General features: G+C 35.0%; 21 protein-coding genes. 12 read left to right on the top strand and 9 right to left on the bottom strand.

Annotated elements, in window-relative coordinates; genetic code table 11:
* Positions 1-117: 117 nt before the first annotated feature.
* Both MKY26_RS07090 and MKY26_RS07085 read right to left on the bottom strand, forming a co-directional pair.
* Positions 118-1,137 carry an AI-2E family transporter gene (locus tag MKY26_RS07090; protein WP_095373108.1) on the bottom strand — a complete coding sequence of 340 codons (1,020 nt, stop codon included), beginning with the start codon at positions 1,135-1,137 and terminating at the stop codon, positions 118-120.
* A 43-nt stretch (positions 1,138-1,180) separates the two neighbouring features.
* Positions 1,181-1,495, bottom strand: coding sequence for a hypothetical protein (locus tag MKY26_RS07085; RefSeq protein WP_095373109.1), 315 nt, complete (start codon positions 1,493-1,495; stop codon positions 1,181-1,183).
* Positions 1,496-1,725: 230 nt separating this feature from the next.
* Between MKY26_RS07085 and MKY26_RS07080 the strand changes: the two genes are divergently transcribed.
* Positions 1,726-2,853, top strand: a complete 1,128-nt coding sequence (locus MKY26_RS07080; protein WP_341094312.1) for a metallophosphoesterase — start codon at positions 1,726-1,728, stop codon at positions 2,851-2,853.
* Positions 2,854-3,177: 324 nt separating this feature from the next.
* On the opposite strand, the gene MKY26_RS07075 is transcribed toward MKY26_RS07080, so the two are convergent.
* Positions 3,178-4,626, bottom strand: a complete 1,449-nt coding sequence (locus MKY26_RS07075; protein WP_341094303.1) for a spore germination protein — start codon at positions 4,624-4,626, stop codon at positions 3,178-3,180.
* A gap of 5 nt (positions 4,627-4,631) precedes the next feature.
* A complete protein-coding gene (locus MKY26_RS07070; protein ID WP_341094295.1) occupies positions 4,632-5,708 on the bottom strand; it encodes an endospore germination permease in 1,077 nt (358 codons plus the stop codon).
* A 153-nt stretch (positions 5,709-5,861) separates the two neighbouring features.
* Between MKY26_RS07070 and MKY26_RS07065 the strand changes: the two genes are divergently transcribed.
* The 10 genes from MKY26_RS07065 to MKY26_RS07020 all read left to right on the top strand — a co-directional run bounded on the left by MKY26_RS07065 (position 5,862) and on the right by MKY26_RS07020 (position 15,983).
* Positions 5,862-6,968, top strand: a complete 1,107-nt coding sequence (locus MKY26_RS07065; protein WP_095373113.1) for an ABC transporter ATP-binding protein — start codon at positions 5,862-5,864, stop codon at positions 6,966-6,968.
* On the top strand, positions 6,958-7,764 hold the full coding sequence (locus MKY26_RS07060) for an ABC transporter permease (protein WP_095373114.1): 807 nt from the start codon (positions 6,958-6,960) through the stop codon (positions 7,762-7,764). The genes MKY26_RS07065 and MKY26_RS07060 overlap by 11 nt, the downstream gene beginning before the upstream one ends.
* A complete protein-coding gene (locus MKY26_RS07055) occupies positions 7,761-8,561 on the top strand; it encodes an ABC transporter permease (protein ID WP_095373115.1) in 801 nt (266 codons plus the stop codon). Before MKY26_RS07060 ends, MKY26_RS07055 begins: the two co-directional genes overlap by 4 nt.
* Complete coding sequence (locus MKY26_RS07050) at positions 8,558-9,634, top strand: ABC transporter substrate-binding protein (protein WP_341094269.1); 1,077 nt, start codon at positions 8,558-8,560, stop codon at positions 9,632-9,634. Before MKY26_RS07055 ends, MKY26_RS07050 begins: the two co-directional genes overlap by 4 nt.
* 405 nt (positions 9,635-10,039) lie before the next feature.
* Positions 10,040-10,885: a MurR/RpiR family transcriptional regulator gene (locus MKY26_RS07045; protein WP_307313622.1), complete on the top strand. Its 846-nt coding sequence runs from the start codon at positions 10,040-10,042 to the stop codon at positions 10,883-10,885.
* 12 nt (positions 10,886-10,897) lie between these two features.
* Positions 10,898-12,034, top strand: a complete 1,137-nt coding sequence (locus MKY26_RS07040; protein WP_341094262.1) for a M20 peptidase aminoacylase family protein — start codon at positions 10,898-10,900, stop codon at positions 12,032-12,034.
* Positions 12,035-12,037: 3 nt separating this feature from the next.
* A complete protein-coding gene (locus MKY26_RS07035; RefSeq protein WP_307313626.1) occupies positions 12,038-12,874 on the top strand; it encodes a GNAT family N-acetyltransferase in 837 nt (278 codons plus the stop codon).
* Positions 12,871-13,977 carry an o-succinylbenzoate synthase gene (gene menC, locus MKY26_RS07030; RefSeq protein ID WP_095373119.1) on the top strand — a complete coding sequence of 369 codons (1,107 nt, stop codon included), beginning with the start codon at positions 12,871-12,873 and terminating at the stop codon, positions 13,975-13,977. Before MKY26_RS07035 ends, menC begins: the two co-directional genes overlap by 4 nt.
* Before the next feature lie 89 nt (positions 13,978-14,066).
* On the top strand, positions 14,067-15,146 hold the full coding sequence (locus MKY26_RS07025; RefSeq protein WP_095373120.1) for a YkvI family membrane protein: 1,080 nt from the start codon (positions 14,067-14,069) through the stop codon (positions 15,144-15,146).
* Positions 15,147-15,203: 57 nt separating this feature from the next.
* Positions 15,204-15,983, top strand: coding sequence for a divergent polysaccharide deacetylase family protein (locus MKY26_RS07020; RefSeq protein WP_095373121.1), 780 nt, complete (start codon positions 15,204-15,206; stop codon positions 15,981-15,983).
* Positions 15,984-16,163: 180 nt separating this feature from the next.
* Here the strand turns inward: MKY26_RS07020 and MKY26_RS07015 are convergent, their stop codons facing one another.
* Together MKY26_RS07015 and MKY26_RS07010 are read right to left on the bottom strand one after the other, a co-directional pair.
* Positions 16,164-17,021 carry an ATP-binding protein gene (locus MKY26_RS07015; RefSeq protein WP_180316964.1) on the bottom strand — a complete coding sequence of 286 codons (858 nt, stop codon included), beginning with the start codon at positions 17,019-17,021 and terminating at the stop codon, positions 16,164-16,166.
* A 559-nt stretch (positions 17,022-17,580) separates the two neighbouring features.
* Positions 17,581-19,278 (bottom strand): AAA family ATPase, encoded by a 1,698-nt coding sequence (locus MKY26_RS07010; protein ID WP_341055758.1) that lies wholly within the window; start codon positions 19,276-19,278, stop codon positions 17,581-17,583.
* A 337-nt stretch (positions 19,279-19,615) separates the two neighbouring features.
* Here MKY26_RS07010 and MKY26_RS07005 point away from each other — a divergent pair, with 337 nt between their 5' ends.
* A complete protein-coding gene (locus MKY26_RS07005; protein WP_095373123.1) occupies positions 19,616-19,888 on the top strand; it encodes a hypothetical protein in 273 nt (90 codons plus the stop codon).
* A gap of 31 nt (positions 19,889-19,919) precedes the next feature.
* On the opposite strand, the gene qoxD is transcribed toward MKY26_RS07005, so the two are convergent.
* Genes qoxD through qoxB form a run of 3 tightly spaced genes read right to left on the bottom strand, consistent with a single transcriptional unit; the run spans position 19,920 to position 22,755 of the window.
* Entirely contained in the window at positions 19,920-20,210 is a 291-nt protein-coding gene (qoxD, locus tag MKY26_RS07000; RefSeq protein ID WP_095373680.1) for a cytochrome aa3 quinol oxidase subunit IV, read from the bottom strand.
* A gap of 2 nt (positions 20,211-20,212) precedes the next feature.
* Entirely contained in the window at positions 20,213-20,809 is a 597-nt protein-coding gene (qoxC, locus tag MKY26_RS06995) for a cytochrome aa3 quinol oxidase subunit III (RefSeq protein WP_095373124.1), read from the bottom strand.
* Positions 20,809-22,755 (bottom strand): cytochrome aa3 quinol oxidase subunit I, encoded by a 1,947-nt coding sequence (gene qoxB / locus MKY26_RS06990; protein ID WP_307313633.1) that lies wholly within the window; start codon positions 22,753-22,755, stop codon positions 20,809-20,811. Before qoxB ends, qoxC begins: the two co-directional genes overlap by 1 nt.
* Between the last annotated feature and the right edge of the window lie 36 nt (positions 22,756-22,791).

The following is a 22,791-nucleotide window of genomic DNA, read 5'->3' as shown; positions in this document are numbered from 1 at the left end:
TAATCGGGAGTGTATAAATTCAACTGATCTGACGATAATGTCGTCATTCACAGCTAAAAGTTTCAGGAGAAAAATGAAGATAAACGCCGTGCTATATGCACGGCGTTTATCTTATATTTACACTTTTACCGACTTTTTTCCTGTCGTTTGCACATCTAATACATCTAGTAAGAAGACAAACACTGGTATACCGACAATAAGTCCCCATACGCCAAAGAAATGTTCGCCAAAAATCAATACGATAAAAGTATAGAAGACAGGTAAATTGGTTTTTGATGACATTAGCTTTGGATTAAGTATATATGCTTCGATTGCGTGAATAATCATAATAACGACTAATAAATAAATGACTAGCATGAATCCACCAATCGTATATCCGATTAAACTTAATGGCACCAATGATATAATCACGCCCGCAACTGGTATTAAGCCTAAAAAGAAAATAAGAATAGATAGTCCCATTAAATGGGGGAAATCCATTATCCATAGTGCAAATGTTGTTAATGCACAGTTCACAAGGGCAATAATAAATTGTGCCTCAATTACTTTGCCAAAAGTTTGAACAAACTTAGAACCAAAGTAAGCAATCTCATTATAAAATGGTGCAACTTTGCTATATTTGAATTTGTTTGTAAAGGCCATCAATTTCGGCTTCTCTAAAACGAAGAAAATACTTAAAATAAGTGAAATCAAAAATTGTATGCCAAATGAACTTATATCAGAGAAGTATTTCAGTAGAACCGTGACCCCTTGTTCTAAATAAGATGATATTTCATTTCGTTCATATAATTCAGTAATATAGTTCATGATAATATTGTCGTGCTTTTGGCTAAAGAAGCTTTGCATTTGTCCAATCAGTTGCGAGATTTCAAAAATAATAACTGGTAAATATCTGCTGATTCCAACAGTAAATATCGCAATAATGAATAAGTAAAGACCGATTACTGTGAATTTTCGATTTATGTTCACTTTCTTCAAGACAAGATTTACTAAGCGGTCCATTAGAAAGGAAATAATAAACGTAATAAGGATGACATTAATCATACTTCTCATTAAAAATAATGCGAATACGAGAATTGCAAAAATAATAACTCTTTTAATCCCGCTGCTTTGTAACCAATTCTTTAAATTTTCCATTTTCACATTCCCCCTATAAAATCTTCAACAATAAAGCATCTTTTTATATAAGGAGATTAGATAAATAACTGGATTGATACTGGACTGGTAGTTGAAATCGATCCTGTTTTGATTGTTGGTTCTCCTGAATGATGCTATGGGGTTCTTCTAAGCGAACAAAATCATTGATTTTATGTACAATAGGATTATTTTCTTCTGGTATAACAATCTCCGTAGGCCTTTTAAATGTAGCAATAGTAGCCGTTAATTGAACATCATCATCATAATGTAGAGAACGATGTTCGTTTATATCCTCAGTAAAAAATGGCGTAATGAACATATAGCAAATGAACATCATTGATAAACATATCTTATACAAAACCTACATCCTCTCAGTATTTCCTTCTATTTATTATTCTATCCTACTTTTTTTTAATTTCATATATTTTTCTTTAGATAAAAAATATAATAGCTTGTTCTAACATATGCACAATACTTGTCATAAATGTGCTAATTGGAATAAAGTGGTTTAGGACAATTCTACTTTCCATCGAATGATTTTAAGTAAGTCATGACAAAATAAGAATTCATCAAATGTGTTGAGGTGAAATGATGAAAAGTCATATGCGAAAGATAACTGTCGTTTTCTTTATCCTTCCTATCATTGGATGGCTCTTCGGGTTATCGCTATTTACTAGTGTTTATGCCTCATCAGCTCCGGTTAAATTACGGATTCTCCAGACAACAGATATGCATGGTCATTTAATGGATGAAAACGATGAAGGCGAATCTGTTAGCGATTTTGGACTTGTTAGAACCGCAACCTTAATTAAAAATGAACGTAATGAAAACAAAAATGTCCTGTTATTTGATACTGGTGATATCTTAGAAGGAAATGCCTTTGCAGATTATATATTTCAAACAAGATTGATGCATTTAGGACAAACTCACCCGGTTATTAATGTCATGAACACACTAAGGTATGATGCCATGACACTCGGAAATCATGAATTCAATTATGGTATCGGCTTTTTAACAGAAAGCTTAAGAGATGCGACTTTTCCCATTATAAGTAGCAATATATACAATGAGGATATGACGAAAAACATCTTTGATGATGTTTCATATATGAACCCATATGTGATTCTTGATCGGACATTGGTCGATGCCAATGGGGATGAACGTGCAATTAAAATTGGTGTGATTGGTTTTTTAACCCCTATTGTCGCCGATTGGAATAGTAATTATTTTAAGCAAAAGCTAAAAATGAGGACAATCACTGAAACGGCTAATCAGTATATTCCACAAATGAAAGCAAAAGGAGCAGATATCATCATTGCTTTAGCTCATGTTGGTGTGAATGCCGATAAGGGCCTTTCTGCGCATGAAGGGAATAGTGTCAATGAATTAAAATCGATTGAGAATATTGATGTGATTCTATTTGGACATAGCCATAATATTTTTCCAGAAAAACCGAATGAATGGTTTCAATCTCAGACAACACCATTCATTGTTCAAGCGGGGCATTGGGGAAATCATTTAGGAAGAATAGAACTTGAGTTAACTCGAAATGGAAATAAGTGGATTATTGAAGGAGGAGCTACTTCTGTAATCCCAATTTATAAGCAAGTTAAAGGAAAAAAAGTACCTAATGTTTCTAAAGATAAGCAAGTAGAGGCATTAATAAAGAGGCCCTATAAAGAGTTAAAGAGTTTCCGCAAGTGGCACGCGCATTGATTGTAAACGGAAGAATGACAAATGAAAATCAAAATATAATAAAGAAAATATATGAAGCATTTCAGTTAAAAGTTGGGGAGTTTAAAACTCCTTTTTTTCTTCGTCTCATTTTGTAGGAATGATGGCTCTAGTTACTGCATTTTAATCGCTATTGTTGTAGTTTTCGTTTTCCTTAATTTTGATAAGTTTTAAAACGGTAAATAATATACTGTTCTTCTTGGTAATCGGGTCAGATATCTATAGTGTATACGCGATGCTGAACTTCTTTACTTTGGTAACCATTAAAAATCAGACAAGTAGTATGTTTGTGAATGAACACCTTCTTTAATCATTGTCACTATTTTTTCGCGTTTTGTCTTTAACACCGTAAGATAGATTTCTCTTTTTCTGCAGGCTAAAAGGAAGTGTAATGAACATTTTTAGTTCTTCTGACCACTTTCTTTGCCTTGCTAGAGTTAAAAAAGGCATACCAAAGGATTTGAGGGTAGATAAGTGGATAAATACACAAATTAACGAAAGAATAAAACCAAAAATACCAAAAGAATAGCTTATTAATAAAACAGCAATTCTTAAGAAGAAGACATTACCTGTAAGACTGGCATTGACAAGAGTAAACCCTGCGATTGCCGTTATTCCTACAACAATGAGTAGCGTCGGCGAGGTTATACCAGCTCTGATTGCTGCATCACCAATGATTAATCCCCCTATAACAGCAACTGTTTGTCCAATTCCTTTTGGCAGTCTTGCACCCGCTTCTTTAAACAACTCAAACATAATAAAGATTGTAATCATTTCTAATAATGTAGAAAACGGCAAACCCATCTTTGCAAACGTAATAGTGGCAATAAACGGCAAAGGTAATTGTCCAACATTATGCATAACGAGTGCTGTATAAAAACCTGGTAAAAACACCGTCAGGAATAAGCTTAGTAAACGTATCATTCGTTCTACAGAGGAGTAATAAAAGCTAATATTACTATCTTCGGCTGTTTTAACAAGAAAGCTCAAGTTGATGGGGGCGATAATCACTGTTGGGGCACCATCAATAATAATTGAAAACCTTCCTTGATTGAGTGATTCAACAACAAAATCAGGCCGTCCTGAGAAATTTGTAAGTGGTAGTAGTGAGAATTTATTATCTACTAGTAACTCTTCCAATTCATCACGACTTTGCAAAATATCGACATCAATGTTATTTAGTTTCTCTCGGACATCGTTAATTACTTGTTCATTCATCACATCTTTAATATATAGAAGTGCAACCCTCGTATTTGACCGACGTCCAATTACAAACTCTTCATTAACGAACGAGGGGGTTTTTAACCTTTTACGTACAAGCCCAAGGTTAGTGTCAATATTTTCGATGAAACCGTCTTTCGGCCCAGTTACTGATACTTCAATAACGGATTCTTCTGGTTGTCTATTTGGTTCTTCTTTTACATCATAATAATAAATGCGTTCACGGAAGTTTGATATCACAGCTAATTTACCACAAAATACTTGGTTAATTAATTCTTCTTTTGTTAATTTAGCTTTTAAACTGTAGTCACTTTGTATGTAGTTATAAAGTTTTTCACTTTCCCTTTCCTCATCCATTAAATAAGGAATCACAAGAGAGTGGACTAATTTTATATTTACAATGGGACGGCAATAGATAATAATTAGCTCTCCCTTAGGAGTATGACGAACAGGGATGCTCTTGATGTGTATATCTGCAGAATGGTTAAAGATTTCTGCTAACTTTTCTTTAGTAAAAAGGGATTGCTCATACAAGCTCTTCATCCTCCTAGGAATAATTGTTTATTCTTAAAGATATATATAGAAACCATAATAAATTGAATAGGAAGAACAATAGTTGATATGGGTAAGAAGTAACGAAAAACAAAATTATAAAATTGGTCTTGATCTAACGGCATAACAACTGCAATGAATAACAAAATAAAAATGATAGAGATGGGTGTTCTGTTTTTCCCCCCTTTCGTAAGAATTTGAGAGGTGAGGTAGATAAAAAATCCAATTCGGATCGTAGCACCTGAAAGCCATTGGAAAATAGCAAAAAAGTCTGTATGAGAAATATATCTTCCAATAGATATTATTCGCCACTCTTCAAATGCTGGGTACCTAAATTCGGAAGCGTATTTAGGACCAAATTCCACTATCGCTCCAATTGCAGGCCCAATCATTAACCCGATAATAAGTACACCCAGAATGATTAAATGTTTAATTTTAATCATTCTTTTCATATAGGGTAGGAAAAACAAAACAAAAGCAATCTCAATAATCGGTAAACTTGTGTAAAGCATTCCCTTTAGAATATCTAGTACACCCTCTTGGAATATGGGTAATAACAACTCATAATGTTTTTTCTTCATATTGGCGAAAGAAACAAAAAATCCTAAAAATACGACGGCTGGTAGTAACAAGCGGCTAATAATGGCCATTGATTCTACACCGGAAAAACTACAATAGAAGCAGGCAATTAATAGTACACCGCCAATGATCATACTGGAGAAATTCTGCATAAAACTTAGCTGTGACCAATAGATAATTTCTTTTGTAGAGACAAAGGCAGAAATTATTAAATATACGAGTAAAGGGAAGAATAAAATATAGAATTTGAATCTCCCTAATTGTTCACTAATAATTCGAATAAATGGTGTTCCTTTAACTGTTTGCCCCACTTTATAAATAAGAGGGGTGAATAGAATCAAAGGAATAATGGCAAGTAACATACTGATCCATGTATCGCGTCTAGAAGTAGACAATACAGCAGGAATAATTTCAACATGAGCAAATAAACCGATGCCGAGAATAATAATATAGGCAATGCTAATAAAGCTTAGTTTTTGATTCACAATTACTCACCTGTTTTTTTCCTTATTGTTTCAGCAATTCCAATTATTATGCGTAGATAAAAATATCTATATATATTTATTATTGTGTATTGATTATCAGTTTTTTTTAATCTAGAATTACTAAGGAATATCTTATAGAAGAAGGAGATTGAAATGTCAGACCAAACTATTATTCGTTTTGAAAACGTAACAAAGCAATATGACAATGACCCGGCTGTCTTAAATGATGTTTCATTTGAAATAGAGCGTGGGAAATTCTATACTTTGCTCGGTCCTTCTGGATGCGGAAAAACGACCATACTTCGCTTAATTGCCGGATTTATTTCGCCATCAAAAGGTAATATTTATTTTAATAATAAAAAGGTAAATGAAGTACCTGCAAATAAAAGACAAGTGAATACTGTCTTTCAGGATTATGCACTTTTTCCTCATTTGAATGTCTTTGAAAACGTAGCATTTGGACTTAGAATAAAAAAATTAAAATCTGAAATGATTAATCAAAAAGTAATAGAAGCTTTGAAATTTGTAAACTTAGAAGGATATGAAAAAAGAGAGATAAAAGAGATGTCAGGTGGGCAAAGGCAACGTGTTGCGATTGCGCGAGCGATTGTTAATGAACCTGAGCTTATTCTTCTTGATGAACCATTATCTGCACTAGATTTAAAGTTGCGAACAGAAATGCAATATGAATTGCGAGAATTACAAAGAAATTTAGGCATCACCTTTATTTTTGTGACACACGATCAAGAAGAGGCATTAGCGATGTCCGATGAAATTTTTGTTCTGAATAACGGTAAAATAGAACAGAGTGGGACGCCTAATGATATTTATGATGAGCCGATTAACCGTTTTGTTGCCGACTTTATCGGTGAATCTAATATTGTCGAAGGTGTAATGGTTGAAGATTATGTCGTTCGGTTTACAGGCAAAACATTTGATTGTGTTGATGGCGGTTTAAATCCAAATGAAACGGTTGAGATTGTCATTCGCCCCGAAGATTTAGAAATTACTAGTCCTAATGTAGGTAAGTTAAAGGTGAAAGTAGACTCACAATTATTTAGAGGCGTACATTATGAGATAAGTTGTTATGATGAAGATGGCAATGAGTGGCTCGTTCACTCGACAAAAAAAGCAATTGTCGGAAGTGAAATTGGTCTCAACTTTGAGCCAGAAGACATACACGTCATGCGTCTTGGTGAAACAGAAGAGGAATTCGATAAGCGTCTTGAAGCATATGAAGAGGGAAGTTATGAAAGCTAAATCTCGTAATTATTATTTAATTCCTTATGTTTTATGGATTGCTCTTTTTGTTATCACACCAATTGTCCTAGTCGTATATTATTCTTTTTTTAATATAGAAGGTGAATTTTCCTTAGAGAACTACCAAAAATTCTTTACACCAGTTTATTTAAAAATGACACTTAGCTCCTTTTGGTACGCGTTTTTAATTACATTTTTCACGTTATTAATCGCTTATCCAACTGCTTATTTATTAACAAAAACAAAGCATAAACAACTATGGTTACTCCTTATTATCGTTCCTTCATGGATCAATTTATTATTAAAGGCTTATGCATTTATTGGTATTTTTGGCACATACGGTGCAGCGAATAAATTTCTTGAAGTGATGGGTGTAGGTGGGAAGCAAATTTTATTTACTGACTTTAGTTTTGTGTTTGTTTCTGTTTATATCTTTTTACCGTTTATGATTTTACCAATATTTAATGCACTAGATGAACTGAACCCATCTTTTATTGATGCTTCAAAAGATTTAGGTGCTTCAAGCTGGCGAACCTTTTCTCGTGTCGTTTTCCCTTTGACTTTAGATGGGGTGAAATCAGGATGTCAAATCGTATTCATCCCTGCCCTCTCTTTGTTCATGCTGACAAGGTTAATCGCAGGAAACCGAGTGATTACATTAGGAACCGCAATTGAGCAACATTTTCTCGTGACGCAAGACTGGGGAATGGGAGCAACCATTGCTGTTTTCTTAATTATCTTTATGGTTGTCATTATGCTTCTTACTGGTAGAAGAAAGAGAGGCGAAATGAGATGAAGAAATTTAAATGGTCCTCTCTTTATTTAATCATTGTTTTTATGGTTTTATATGCACCGATTTTTTATCTGATTTTTTATTCTTTCAATAGTGGCGGTGACATGTATCACTTTGAAGGGTTTACATTGGATTGGTATAAAGAAATATTTAATGACACTAGGCTACTCATTATAGTATTAAATACAATTATTGTTGCCCTGCTTTCATCAGCTATATCAACAGTTTTAGGGGTAGCTGGCGCTTTGGCCATTTATTATGCAAGAAGAAGAAGAACAAAAAATACTTTATTGTCGTTAAATAATGTTTTAATTGTTAGTCCAGATGTTATTATCGGCGCATCTTTTCTCATTTTTTTCACAATGATTGGTATAAAGCTTGGCTTTATTTCCGTCTTATTGGCACATATCGCCTTTAGTGTACCAATTGTTGTCTTAATGGTATTACCTAAGTTAGAAGAAATGAGTACGAGTATCATTTATGCGGCACTGGATTTAGGAGCAAGTCGATTAGATGTGTTAACAAAGGTTGTATTACCTTATATTACACCTGGTATATTTGCTGGTTTCTTCATGGCACTTACTTATTCTTTGGATGATTTCGCTGTCACCTTTTTTGTGACCGGTAATGGATTTTCAACTCTTTCAGTAGAAATTTATGCATTGGCGAGACAAGGGGTATCTCTAAGTATTAATGCTTTATCAGCCTTGTTATTTTTATTCACCATGCTTTTAGTTGTTGGTTATTACTTTATAACAAAGAAAACGAGCAAGATAGGTCGAATGGGGGTTAGAAAATGAAAAACCTCATACGTGCTTTGTCACTTGTATTAATTGTTTCTTTTGTCTTGTTGTATATCGTTCACCGCTTAAATACTGCACAAGGATATACAGGTGAGAACACGATTACTGTTTATAACTGGGGAGATTATATAGACCCCGAATTATTAGACCAATTTGAAGATGAAACAGGTATCAAAGTAATATACGAAACCTTTGATTCAAATGAAGCCATGTTAACAAAAATCGAACAAGGTGGAACTTCATACGATATAGCGGTACCTTCAGAATACATGATTGACAAAATGAAACAGGAGGATTTACTTCTCCCCATTGATCATGCACAACTGCCGAATTTGAAAAATATTGATCCACGTTTTCTTGATTTAGCTTTTGATGAGAACAATGAATATTCTATTCCTTATTTTTGGGGATCAGTAGGTATTCTCTATCATCCTGATAAAGTAAGTGATGAAATTGATTTTAAACAATGGGACGATCTTTGGCATCCAAGCTTGAAAAATGATGTATTACTTGTTGATGGAGCGAGAGAGGTCATAGGTTTTGGATTGAATAGTCTCGAGTATTCATTAAACGAAACAGATAAAGCAAGATTACTGGAAGCGAAGAATAAACTGGATACATTAACACCAAATATTAAAGCCATCGTTGGTGATGAAATTAAATTATTAATGCAAAATAATGAAGCGGCCGTTGCTGTTTTATGGTCTGGAACTGCCCAAGATGCGATGTGGGAAAATGAATCACTGGAATATATGGTTCCTGAAGAAGGATCGAACCTTTGGTTTGACAACATGGTCATCCCAAAAACAACAAAAAATAAAGAAGCGGCTCATCAATTTATTAATTTTATGCTAGATCCGAAAGTTGCTGCGCAAAACGCTGAATATGTAGGTTACTCAACACCGAATAAAGCAGCTCTTCCTCATATGGATGAGGAAACAACGAGTGATGAGCGCTTCTATCCAGATGAAGAGCAAACAGCTAAGTTAGAGGTATACGAGAACCTAGGTAAACAAATGCTTGCTTATTATAACGAACTATTTCTTGAATTTAAAATGCATCGTAAATAAACAATAAAATAAAAAAGACTAGAAAAGATCGTCATAGCAGCCGAAAAGCGGACAAATTTCAATGGTGGAATTTGTCCGCTTTTTTAATGGAAGAGTACAATGAAATGTTATAAGCAACAAATGCTGTTCGTACTTTATGATTATTTTGGCCAAAACAATGGTGGCATTTAAAAATGCTGAGCAGTTAAATTTATAGGAAGGGTAACGGACGTGAGAGTTAGCCATGCTTGGATAAAAAATAAAGAACTTACTCTAAATAAAAAAGAAATATATGGCAGTTGAAACTTTTTCTCTATAAAGCATTGAAATAACTGAAAAATTGTGATAATTTACTATAAATAAGAAGTTAACACTTCTGATATATTGCATAAAAAGTACAGACTTCATTTTGAGGTAGGTGTTCAGGTGAATCTGAAAGAAGTTATTACAGGGAGCTATGAAAAACTTTCGAAAACCCAGCAGAAATTAGCAAGTTATTTACTAGACAATTATCAAGATATAGCCGTATTGTCTGCAAGTGAATTAGGTAAAAAAGCAGGTGTGAGCGAAACCACTGTCATCCGTTTTTGTTATCGAATAGGATTATCAGGATATACTCAATTACAAAAAGAAGTTCGTGAGCAATTATTTCATGATAAAAGCAGTTTGGATTCTTATATTCAAATGAAGCAACCATTTGTTGGCGAACCACATTTTCTTGAAAAAGTGATGAACATGGATGCAGAGCGAATCACACAAGCCATTCAGACAATAGATGAAGCGAAATTTGATTTGACTATTGAGCAATTAAAATCAGCCCAAAAGATTTATATTATTGGTGCAAGAACATCATTTGCTGCTGCAAGCTGGTTAGCATTTACATTAGGGCTTGTGAAGGATGATGTCCATCTTATTCGAACAGAGTCCGATGATTTATTGAAAATCCTCCATTCGATGGATGAAACTTCAGTAGTGGTTTCAATCAGCTTTCATCGTTATGTGAAAAGCACGACTGATTTTACAAAGCAAGCAAAAAGCAGAAATGCCAAAGTTGTTGGCATTACTGATACGCCACTATCTCCATTAAAAAACAATGTCGACATTCTCATTCCACTTTTTTCAGGAAAGAAACCTACACTTGATTCTACTCCAGTGCTTTTTTCATTCTTGAATGCGTTGATTGCGGCAATGATGACAGAGAATAAAGGGTCATTTAAAGAAGAAAAGGATTACTACGATAAAGTATTCCATGATTATTTTGAGTCCAGTTAACAGATTAAAGAGGTGAAAGAATTGCAGGAACTTGAAGCACTAAAGCCAAAATTAACAAACATATTTAATCATCTCCATCAAAATCCGGAAATAAGTTGGCAAGAAACAAAAACGACAACATTTATTGCTGAAGTTTTAAAAAAAGAAGGGATCCTGTTTCAAACCTTGCCAAAAACGACAGGACTTGTTGCCGAAATAGGTAGCGGTGAAAATGCCATTGGCGTTAGAACTGATATAGATGCATTGTGGCAGGAAGTCGATGGAGTAATGCAGGCCAATCATTCGTGTGGGCATGATGCACATATGACCATGGCGATTGGTACATTACTTGTACTACATCGTTTGAATGCTCATAAAAAAGGCAGGGTTAAATTTCTATTCCAACCAGCTGAAGAAAAAGGTACTGGTGCATTAAAGTTTATTGAAGAGGGATTAATAGACGATCTGAACTATTTATACGGTGTACATCTAAGGCCGATTCAAGAGTTGAGAGATGGTCAATGTTCACCAGCAATTATGCACGGAGCTGGACGGTTCGTTACTGGAGAAATTATTGGTGAAGATGCCCATGGAGCGAGACCTCACCTCGGGCAAAGCGCGATTGAAATAGGTGCAGCGATTGTTCAAGAATTAAATCGGATTAAATTAAATCCTATGGTTCCGCATTCAGTTAAAATGACGAAGTTCCAAGCCGGTGGTGAGTCAAGTAATATTATCCCAGGTAAAGCACATTTCAGTTTAGATTTAAGGGCACAAACAAATGAAGTGATGCAACAATTAGCAACTAAAGTAGAAGCAATTTTTGCCCATATTTCTTCTCTTCACGAGGTAGAAATTCATTATAAAACAACGGCTGATATTGCTGCTGCACAAGTAGATACTGACGCAGTGCAATTAATGAGTCAGGCAATTGTTGATACAATCGGTAAAGACAAAATGATTCCACCAATTATCACATCTGGAGGAGAAGATTTTCATTTTTATACTTTGAAAAGACCTGAATTGAAAGCAACGATGCTCGGACTTGGTTGTGGATTATCTCCTGGCTTACATCATCCTGAAATGAATTTTAACCATGAAGCGATATTTACGGGTATCGAAATTCTTGTCAAAACCGTCTTAAATACGTTAGAAAAAGAAGGTGCGTAACCCATGCTCACTAGCTTAGAGATAAAAAAATTGACCACGATAGAAGAGATGGAAACAATCCAAAAGTTAGAGCGAGACGTATGGGGGATGGATCCCATTCCTGTTCATCAAACAGCAACAGCAATAAAAAACGGTGGTCTCATGCTAGGCGCCTTTGATGAAAATGAATTGATTGGGTTTAGCTATGGCTTTCCTGGTTATGCAAATGGAGAAGCTTTTCTTTGTTCTCATATGCTCGGTATCCATCAAAGCTATCGTGATAAAGGAATTGGTGCTCTACTAAAAGTTGCACAGAGGGAAGCTGCTGAGGAAATGGGATACAATCTGATTCGTTGGACATTTGATCCTTTACAAAGCAGGAATGCTTACTTGAATTTATCAAAACTAAATGGTATTTGTAATGATTATCTTGTGAATTGTTATGGTGAAATGGTAGATGGAATTAATAAAGGCTTACCAAGCGATCGTTTCAACATAGAGTGGCGAATCAGCAGTTCACATGTCAAACAACAACTTAACTATGATGTGACACCGATATATCCATTTGAAGTTTTGAATCGAAACGATTTTCCTGCGATAAACGATATGGAACAAACTTTACAAACCATTGATTATAATGAAATGAGTATTGCTGTCCCCATTCCCGCGGAGTTTATGGAAATTAAAAAACATAATCCTTCACTAGCTAAGGAATGGCGACAGGTGACAAGAAGAATTTTTCAGCAATTATTTCAGCATGGGTACACCGCGTATGATGTCCAAAAAAATAATCACGTAAGCTATATCATCACTATCAAAAGACAAAAATTACTATTAGATGTGAGGAGAAGAGATCAATGAAATTAAAGGAAGTAAAGTTACGCCATCTAAAAATGACAATGAAAGCACCATTTGCCACTAGCTTTGGATCTTTTCAAGATAAAGAGTTTATCTTATTAGAAGCAACTGATGAATTAGGTAATACTGGTTGGGGAGAATCTGTTGCTTTTGAGGTGCCTTGGTATAATGAAGAAACCTTTAAAACGAATTGGCATATGCTTGAGGATTTTCTCATTCCAGCATTATTAAATAAGGAAATTACTCATCCTGATGAAGTAAATGAAATCTTTTCTTCTATTAGAAAAAACAATATGGCCAAGTCTACTATAGAAGGCGCTGTTTGGGATCTATATGCAAAAAGAAATCAAATCCCTTTGGCTAAGGCACTTGGTGGAGAAAAGAAGAAGATTGAAGTAGGTATCAGTATCGGCATACAGAAATCTGTAGAAGATTTACTACAATTAATTGAGGGCTATGTAAATGAAGGCTATAAAAGAATGAAAGTAAAAATTAAGCCGGGCTGGGACATAGATGTGATGAGACAAGTGAGAGAGAAGTTTCCTGATATTCTACTAATGGCTGATGCAAACTCTGCTTATCGTTTATCAGATATTCAGCATCTTAAACAATTAGATGAGTTCAATTTAATGATGATTGAGCAACCTTTAGCTTCGGATGATATTGTTGATCATGCTAAACTTCAAGCTGAAATGAAAACGCCGATATGTCTAGATGAAAGCATCCATTCGTTGGAGGATACACGAAAAGCTGTGGAGTTGGGTAGTTGCAAAATCATTAACATCAAAATTGGACGAGTAGGCGGCTTAACAGAAGCAAAGAAAATTCATGACTATTGTCAAGAACAAGGAATTGCTGTTTGGTGTGGAGGAATGTTAGAGTCAGGCGTTGGAAGAGCTCATAATGTTGCTTTAACCACTTTAGCCAATTTTATTATGCCTGGTGACACTGCAGGTTCCTCAAGATATTGGGAAAAGGATATCATAACACCTGAGGTTGTTGTCGAAGACGGATATATTACCGTACCTGAAAACGACGGAATAGGTTACGCCCCAGATTTAGCGGTCATTGAAAAATATACAATAATGGAAAAAACATATCAATAATGTCTAATAAGAAAGCCAGCTGTGTGTATATAGGCAGCTGCTTTCATTATGATAAAATATCAGAAAATTCAATATAAGGATGAGGTTTTATGAGAAAAATCATTCAAATAGCAGGTGCTTATATTGGTACAATCATTGGAGCTGGATTTGCATCTGGACAAGAGGTATTGCAATTTTTCACTAATTTTGGCTGGTTAGGTTTTATTGGTACAATAGCCGCTACGATTTTATTCATTTTTCTCGGTATGAATATTACGCAAATAGGTAGTAGGCTACAAACAGAATCTCACAAAGATGTTGTTCACTATATTTGTGGAAAATATATAGGAAGAGTAGTGGATTTTATTATTACTTTCTTTTTATTCGGTGTGGCAACAATTATGTTTGCAGGTGCAGGTTCAACATTTGAACAACAATTTGGTATTGCGAGTCAAATAGGAAGTTTAATCATGGTCCTGTTAACAGTGTTCACTTGTTTTGTAAACGTGAATCGAGTCATGACTATAATCGGTAGTATCACTCCTTTTCTTCTCATGCTTGTCATGATTATTTCAGCGTATGCTCTATTTACAGCTGATGCAAACTTCTCACAATTGAGTCTCGTAGCTCAAGAAGGTAGTCCAGCAGCACCACATTGGTTACTAGGTGCAGTACTTTATGTTTCCTATAACATTACATGTGGAGTGGCGATGCTAGCGGTTATGGGTGGCACAACTAAAAACGCGAAACAAGCAGGTTGGGGCGGAGTTCTTGGTGGTCTGGGTCTTGGTCTTATGCTAATACTCATTAATGTCGGAATGTTCACAAGAATAGAAGATGTGGCAACACTCGATATTCCGATGCTCTATTTAGCAAATGAAATCTCTCCAATCATTGGTGTGTTGATGACAATTATTCTTTTAGGAATGATCTATAACACTGCCGTTGGAATGATCTATAGCTTTACTTCAAGGATAGTGAAAAGAGAAAGCAAACACTTTAAATGGGCAGTTCTTGCCATTAGTTTGACATCTTTTGTCTCTAGTTTCTTTGGATTTACTAACTTAGTTGGTATCCTGTATCCGATTACTGGTTATTTAGGTTTAGTTCTTATTGCTGCTGTAATCATAGCGTGGGTTCGAAATAGAAAAACGCCCTACACGCAAGTAGAAAAAAAATCAGCTTTATAAAAAACAAATGCAATTTTCTTCAAAGTTATGGGAAATTTAACTTTGAGGAGTGATGAGATGAAACGATTATTGTTCATAAGCTTGCTAGTTCATATCATGTTATTTCCATTAATGAGTAAAGGCAGTTTCGCACAAGTTGATGAAGGGGGGAAGCCTTCTTTATCAATTGTGATTGATGATTTAGGTAACCATATGAATGGAACAGAAGATATTCTTAATTTACAGGCAAAGTTAACTGTTGCGATTATGCCGTTTATGCCTTCAACAACTGCAGATGCCAATGCAGCATTTGAAAAAGGTCACGAAGTAATCGTTCATATGCCGATGGAGCCCAAAGTAGGGAAAAAAAGTTGGTTAGGTCCAGGAGCGATTACTGCTGATCTGAGTGATGAAGAAATTCGCAAAAGGGTAGAGGACGCAATTGAGAATGTACCACATGCTGTTGGAATGAATCATCATATGGGGTCGAAAATCACTGAAGATAAAAGAATTATGCAAATTGTGCTAGAGGTTTGTGCTGAAAGGGGATTATATTATCTTGATAGTAAAACCACTGGCAAGAGTGTCATACCAGAAATAGCAGAAGAGCTACACTTACCTTATCTAGAGAACAATCTTTTTTTTGATGACACTTATTCCGTCAGTCACATTGAAAAACAAACTCAGAGACTGGAGAATAGACTTAAAACTGAAAACCGCCTAATTGCGATAGGGCATGTTGGCGTTTCGGGACCAATGATGGTTACCGTATTAAATCGACATATTGAGCATTTGAAAGAAAAGGCTCATATCATTCCTTTATCTGAACAGATTGAAGGAAGTGAATGGCTTCGTTAATAGAATGGTTCCGAGAAGTTAAGAACTAACTTATGAAAAGATATATTAGAAGTGATAATTTTAGATGAAGCGATTATCACTTCTAATACATAAGGAAATAAGGACTTTATTCTCTTGTTATTTCCTAGGCAAGCGCAAGAAGTGACATATTCCTTCTTCATTGAGGGAAATGCGACATCGTTAGACAGAATCTGATGTAGAAAAATACAAATGAATGGCTGTTCCTTCGTTCTCATTACTTTCTATTTCATATTTCCCATTCATTTTTTTAATAATATCAAAGGCAATCATTAAACCAAGGCCAGTTCCCCTTGTTTTTGTTGAAAAATACGGTTGTCCGATTCGTGATAACTCCTCTTTTGACATTCCTTTCCCATTATCTCGAACCGTAATTTTTACTTTGTTTTTTAAGGAAATAACCTCAATCTCTACCGTACCATTTTCATTAATGGCTTCAATAGCATTTTTAATAAAATTAATTAGCAGTTGTTTTAACTCATTAGCATTTCCATCTATATAAATGGGGTAGTGGGTTATTTTACACTGCAATTGAATATTAGACAGATGGGCATATGATTTCATAAATTCAGTTACATCTTGAATGTTAGGAATAAGATCAAATGTTATTACAGTGTTATTAGCAGGTTTTGATAAAGTGAGAAAATCATTAATCATTTGATTGGTTCGTTCTAGTTCTTTTAAAGAGACTTCGATGTACTGTATTTGTGTCTTAGTAAGATTTTGCTCAGCGTGCATTAATTGCATAAATCCTTTTACAGTAGTCATTGGGTTTCTTATTTCATGAGCGATGGATGCAGCTAATTGACTAATCGCATTGAGTTTATCTGCCGCTTGGATCGTCTCTCTCATTAATAAATGAGATTGGTGCATTTCAATCATATAAATAATCAATATTAATGTTAAAGCGTAAACGAAGACAAGAAATAATGCTTGAATAAAAAATTGCGTTTCTTGATTCTTAAAAAATATAATCATTCTAGTACTGGCGATAGGAATATAAAATAATAATCCTATCAATATTTTCTTTCTTAAAGAACTTTTTTGGTAAAATTTTGTTAGTAAATGAAATATGAAAGCGAGGACGAGATAATTGACTATGAGAAATACATCGCTAGTATCGCTTTCAATCAAACGGTAAATAAGAGCGAAAAATAATAAGCATAAGCCGGTATACTTATGAACATAGAAAAAACAAATAAAAATGGGTATGTACATTAAATCAAAAACAGTATGGTTAGAAAGATGCACTGGAAAAAGAATAGTTAAGGTTAAGGAAAGTAAAATAGAAACAAAAAAAATGCCAACTTTCTTTTTATGATGATATTTAGAAGGGACAATTATTTTTGTTATTGGTATAATCATTAAAATCAAAAAATGCAGTATAATATTTGTGATGAATTCATACAAAAGCATCATTCCTAACATGGTTATATATTCATATATAAACATTATACATTTAGTTGGATATTCCTGCTTCATTTTGTCGAATAATAGAATCGTTGAGGAGAGGGAAGAACTAAAAAATGAACACTTTCAACAGGCGGTTGAAAGTGTTCATTTATATGTGTTGGCATTTTCATTTGTTTCGTACTAATTGTTCAATTACATCTCCATCTAATGTTTCATAAGACATGAGGGCGTGAACAATGTCTGCATGTGCCTTACTATGTTCGAGTAGTAAGGACTCTGCTCGTTTTAATGCTTGAAAATAAAGTGATTGTAATAATTCGTCTTTACGCTTTGATTCAAAAGAAAGGGTGAATCCATCTTCTAAGAGACCGTTTTCAACCATCTGTTCTAATAGTTGCTTTGCTTGTTGGACATCCCCGCTAACACCGATACTATGCTCTCCTAATAGTTGTCTTTCTGCTACTCCTCCACCTAAAATCATTGCCACTTGATCAAGCAGTTCGCTAAAAGTAGATAAATGGAGTTCTTTTTGAATAGGTGCAACATAACCCAATGCTTGGCCACGAGGAATAATGGTCGCTTTTCTAACTGAACCCGGTTTTGTCACAGCTGCAATGAGGGCATGGCCCGCTTCATGGATGGCTACTCTTCGCTTAATATTTACATCTTGTAAAGGTAGGCTGCTATTTCCTAGTATAGTTCGGTCCAATGCAAAATTGAGATCATCTTTTGTAATTTCTTTATGATTATTGAGTATTGCTTTTCTACTTGCTGTTTCAAACAGAGAATGGAGATCAGCTCCAGAAAAACCGGATGTTGATTCAGCTAAAACAGTAAGTGAAGCTGAGACATCACTGGCAAGTTGTCGATTTTTTGCATGAATATCAATGATTTCTTTTCTTCCTTTCAAATCAGGTAACTGAATATGAAAGCTGAAGTCAATTCTGCCTGGTCGAAGAAAGGCATCATCTAGCATATCTTTTCTGTTCGTTGCTGCAATAAATAAAATACCATCATTTGATAGCCCACCATCTAATTGAACGAGTAATTCCGTTAATGTTTTTTCACTTTCTTCCCCGCCATGAGGCTTTCTTTTGCCTGCTAAAGCATCTACCTCGTCAATAAAAATAACAGCAGGTTGATTCTTGCGGGCATTTTGAAAAAGTGAACGTACCCTTGCAGCACCAATACCAACAAACATTTCATTAAAAGCAGAACCACTTGAAGAGTAAAATTGCGCATTTAATTCCTTAGCTATTGCTTGTGCAAGCAATGTTTTACCAGTGCCAGGAGGGCCATAAAGAAGAATCCCTTTAGGAGGCTTAATCCCTAATTCTACTGCTTTAGCTGGCGACTTTAAGGATGATATGGTTTGTAATAATTCATCCTTCATTTCTGGTTGCAAGCCTCCAACATCATTTAATGTTGTCGAGGGGAGCGGTTTCGCTTTAGATACAGATTGTTTTAGTTGATTGGTTGCACCCATTTTTCCTGATTTAAACAAATAAATAACTGTTGCAATTAATAATGATAAGAAAGCAATAATAATCCATATACTATATGAGTTAGTCGCAGAATATTTATATTCTATTGGATAAGTAGCGACAAGGTTTTCAACTTTATCACTATTAGGTGTGATATGAGAAATAAATTTTTTCTCGTCTATTACCACTTCTATTTTTCCGTTTTTATATTCCTTCATTTCAATGTCAGCTTGGGAATAATTTTGTATATTGGCTTCTAATTGAGAGAAGGGGATTGTATGAGTGGTTGGTTTATTCATCAAATAATAGGTGATAAAAATAGCTAACATAAATAACAGTGATATAAGAATGAGAGTTGCACGTTTTATTTTATGTGACAAATTTATAACCCCCAAAAAAATTAATATCAAACATGTTTTGGTAATGTAAATATATGTCCATTATAAAGGGAGAGAAAAGCTATTTTTAGTATAAAACGTTGTTAACATAGGAATATAATGCATAATTTGTGAAGAAAATAAGTGGTGAAACCGTTATTTTTGTCAAAAATAAGGCTAAAAGTAAAATCAAACTATAATTATTTGCATAATATAATAAAAAATAACTAATTAATCGAAAAGTCAACCCGAAAAAAGAGATAATTTTGTCAAATTCGCGAAAAAATATTGACATAATTGTGAACAGGGTGGATAATGGATGAAAAGGAGGATGATGGAAATGAATACATCAAAAGCTATGTTAAAAGCAGTTAAGTATTATGGAGGTACATTATTGATTGCCGGAATCATCATCTTTTCGATCGGATTCTTTGGAAACGTTTCCAGTACGTTAACTGGTATTGGTATTGGTACGGTAATGGGAGCCATTTTTGTCTTTTTAATGGGCGTCTTTTTTGTAGCTACAGAGGAAGTATTAGAAAAGACAGGTAGAAGAAAATCTAAACTAGATACATTAGCAAAAGTAACAGCAACATCTATTAAAACAAAGTAGGAGCGCCCGAAAGAGGACGCTCCTTTTTTATTTATTGAATTTGGTAAGTCCAAACCATTGTTAGTAGGGAACCAAGAATGGTGAAGATTGCAATTAATACACCATAGTAAATTGTAATATAGATGGCGTTTTTATCTTCTGATTCACCAGCATGCATGAATAGTACTAATTGTAACCCTGCTTGAATAAAAGCAGTTACAAGTAAGATTGTCATTCCAACTGCAAATGACATATCAAAGAAGTAAACCATTAGGGCAACAGCTGTTAGCACGAGTGAAAAGATAAATCCCATCACTTGTTTCATCGGGAATAATTCTTTCATCATTACATCATTCCTTTCAGATAGACGAAGCTGAAGATGAAGATCCAAACAACGTCTAGGAAGTGCCAGTAAAGAGAGAAGATAAATGACTTATTCGTTGTTCTTGGTGTTAAGCCATATTTCTTTACTTGAATTAGGATACATGTTCCCCAGAATAACCCGAAAGTTACATGCGCGCCGTGTGTTCCTAAAGTGGTTAATAGGATTGCACTAAATGCACTTGTTTGTAGTCCTGCGCCAACATGAACATAATGAACGAATTCATAAATTTCAACACCGAGGAAGATAGCCCCAAGTACGATTGTTGCAATAAAGAATCCCATCATTGCTTTTTGGCGACCAAGTCTCATCGCGTGAACCATGAGGCCAATTGTGAAACTACTTGTTAATAGAACAAGAGTTTCAATTAATACAGGTGTGATTTCAAAAATTTCAGCACCCGATGGGCCATCACCTGTACCACCTGACAAAATAAAGTAAGATGCAAATAATGTTGCAAATAACATAACTTCCGCACCGAGGAAAATCCAGAAGCCAAGAATCTTTAAGCGATTTTCATCAGTACTGTACTCAAGAGGGAGAGAGTGATCAATCTTCATTATCTTTTACCTCCCAATTCTTTTTCTGTTTCTTCTATTTCTTCAATAGAAATATATCTTCCATGATCATTTTCAAATGATTGATAAGCCATACAAGCGAAAATACCTAGTGTACAAATAATTAACGGAATCCACATTGCAAAGACGAACGAGAATCCCCACATGAAGAAGATAATTCCCATAATGAATGGAATACCACTGTTGTTCGGCATGTGAATCTTTTCAATTTTATCTGGGAATAACGGTGTGCCTTTTTTCTTTGAATCCCAGAATGTTTCATAGGAATCGATCTTAGGCATAGTTGCAAAATTATACTCAGGAACTGGCGTATGTGTAGCCCATTCAAGTGTACGTGCATCCCAAGGATCTGATCCAATATCTCTTGGTGCATAACGGAAACTATAGTAAATATTATAAACGATTAACGCAAATCCAGCTGCTAACATAAGGGCGCCAACCATAGAAATCATATTCCAAATACCAAATCCACTTGCTTCAGAATAAGTGTACATACGTCTAGCTTGACCATCTAAACCAGAGATGAACATTGGCATAAAGGCAACTAATGTACCAATCGCAATAATCCAAGCGCCGATTTTACCAAGACGATCATTTAACATGAAGCCGAACATTTTTGGCCAGTAGTAATAAAGGGCAGCTAGCATTGCGAACACAACCCCAGGAATGATTACCATATGGAAGTGAGCAACTAAGAACATTGTATTATGGTATTGATAGTCAGCTGCTGACATACCAAGCATAACCCCTGTTACACCACCAAGTGTGAAAAGTGGGATAAACAACATTGAGTAAAGCATTGGCGTTGTCATCACGATTTTACCTTTATACAGTGTTAACAACCAGTTGAATATTTTTACACCGGTAGGTACTGCTATTGCCATCGTTGTAATAGAGAAAATACTGTTAACGAAAGCGCCTTGACCCATTGTAAAGAAGTGGTGAACCCATACAACGAATGATAATAGTGAAATGATTACCATTGAAGCAACCATTGATTTATAACCATATAGGTTACGTCTAGCGAAAGTAGAGATTACCTCACTGTAAATACCGAATGCAGGCAAGATTAAGATATATACTTCAGGGTGTCCCCAAACCCAGAAAAGGTTGGCCCATAACATATCCATACCGCCATTTGTTGATGCAAAGAAATGTGTACCGAATAAACGATCTAATGTACCCATTGCAAGCGCAACTGTTAATACAGGGAAAGCAAATACGATAATAACGTTCGTAATTAATGCTGACCAAGTAAACATTGGCATTTTCATTAATGTCATGCCTGGAGCACGCATTTTCAAGATTGTCGTCATAAAGTTGATACCTGTTGCTAATGTACCTAGACCGGCAATCTGTATCGCAATCATATAATAGTTCGTACCGACAGAGGTACTAAATTCATTATCTGCTAACGGGAAATAAGATGTCCAACCCGCATCTGGTGATCCTCCGATAACGAAAGAGATATTAAATAACATTGCACCGGCAAAGAATAACCAGAAGCTAAGTGCATTAAGACGTGGGAACGCAACATCGCGAGCCCCAATTTGCAGTGGAACAACAAAGTTCATAAACCCGATAATAAATGGCATAGCCATGAAGAGAATCATAACAACACCATGTGTAGTGAATATCTCGTTATAATGCTGTGCATCAAGCAATTTGTTCTCAGGTGCTGATAATTGCGCACGCATCATAATTGCGTCAGCGCCTCCTCGGAATAGCATGAGGATCGCTGCAATAATATACATAATACCTAATCGTTTATGGTCAACAGTTGTTAACCATTCACGCCATAAATAACCCCATTTTTTAAAATATGTTATCCCAACTACAATGGCAATAGAAACAATTGCAATTGCTACCATTGAAGCATAAATAGCTGGACTTGGATGTGGTATGGCAAAACGTTCAAAGAACTCCATCCTGTATACTCCTTTCAGAAGATGTCAATAGACACT

The organism is Cytobacillus sp. FSL R7-0680, from assembly GCF_038009245.1.
GTDB classification, from domain to species: Bacteria; Bacillota; Bacilli; order Bacillales; family Cytobacillaceae; genus Cytobacillus; species Cytobacillus kochii.
This window is presented reverse-complemented; position numbering and strand designations above follow the sequence as displayed.

Bases quoted from the DNA above. Each gene is read 5' to 3' on its own strand.
- menC (WP_095373119.1), top strand. From the start codon at position 12,871: ATGAAATTAAAGGAAGTAAAGTTACGCCATCTAAAAATGACAATGAAA.
- MKY26_RS07020 (WP_095373121.1), top strand. From the start codon at position 15,204: ATGAAACGATTATTGTTCATAAGCTTGCTAGTTCATATCATGTTATTT.
- MKY26_RS07060 (WP_095373114.1), top strand. From the start codon at position 6,958: ATGAAAGCTAAATCTCGTAATTATTATTTAATTCCTTATGTTTTATGG.
- qoxC (WP_095373124.1), bottom strand. From the start codon at position 20,809: ATGAAGATTGATCACTCTCTCCCTCTTGAGTACAGTACTGATGAAAAT.
- MKY26_RS07080 (WP_341094312.1), top strand. From the start codon at position 1,726: ATGATGAAAAGTCATATGCGAAAGATAACTGTCGTTTTCTTTATCCTT.
- MKY26_RS07035 (WP_307313626.1), top strand. From the start codon at position 12,038: ATGCTCACTAGCTTAGAGATAAAAAAATTGACCACGATAGAAGAGATG.
- MKY26_RS07005 (WP_095373123.1), top strand. From the start codon at position 19,616: ATGAATACATCAAAAGCTATGTTAAAAGCAGTTAAGTATTATGGAGGT.
- MKY26_RS07025 (WP_095373120.1), top strand. From the start codon at position 14,067: ATGAGAAAAATCATTCAAATAGCAGGTGCTTATATTGGTACAATCATT.
- MKY26_RS07090 (WP_095373108.1), bottom strand. From the start codon at position 1,137: ATGGAAAATTTAAAGAATTGGTTACAAAGCAGCGGGATTAAAAGAGTT.
- MKY26_RS07065 (WP_095373113.1), top strand. From the start codon at position 5,862: ATGTCAGACCAAACTATTATTCGTTTTGAAAACGTAACAAAGCAATAT.
- qoxB (WP_307313633.1), bottom strand. From the start codon at position 22,755: ATGGAGTTCTTTGAACGTTTTGCCATACCACATCCAAGTCCAGCTATT.
- qoxD (WP_095373680.1), bottom strand. From the start codon at position 20,210: ATGAAAGAATTATTCCCGATGAAACAAGTGATGGGATTTATCTTTTCA.
- MKY26_RS07055 (WP_095373115.1), top strand. From the start codon at position 7,761: ATGAAGAAATTTAAATGGTCCTCTCTTTATTTAATCATTGTTTTTATG.
- MKY26_RS07050 (WP_341094269.1), top strand. From the start codon at position 8,558: ATGAAAAACCTCATACGTGCTTTGTCACTTGTATTAATTGTTTCTTTT.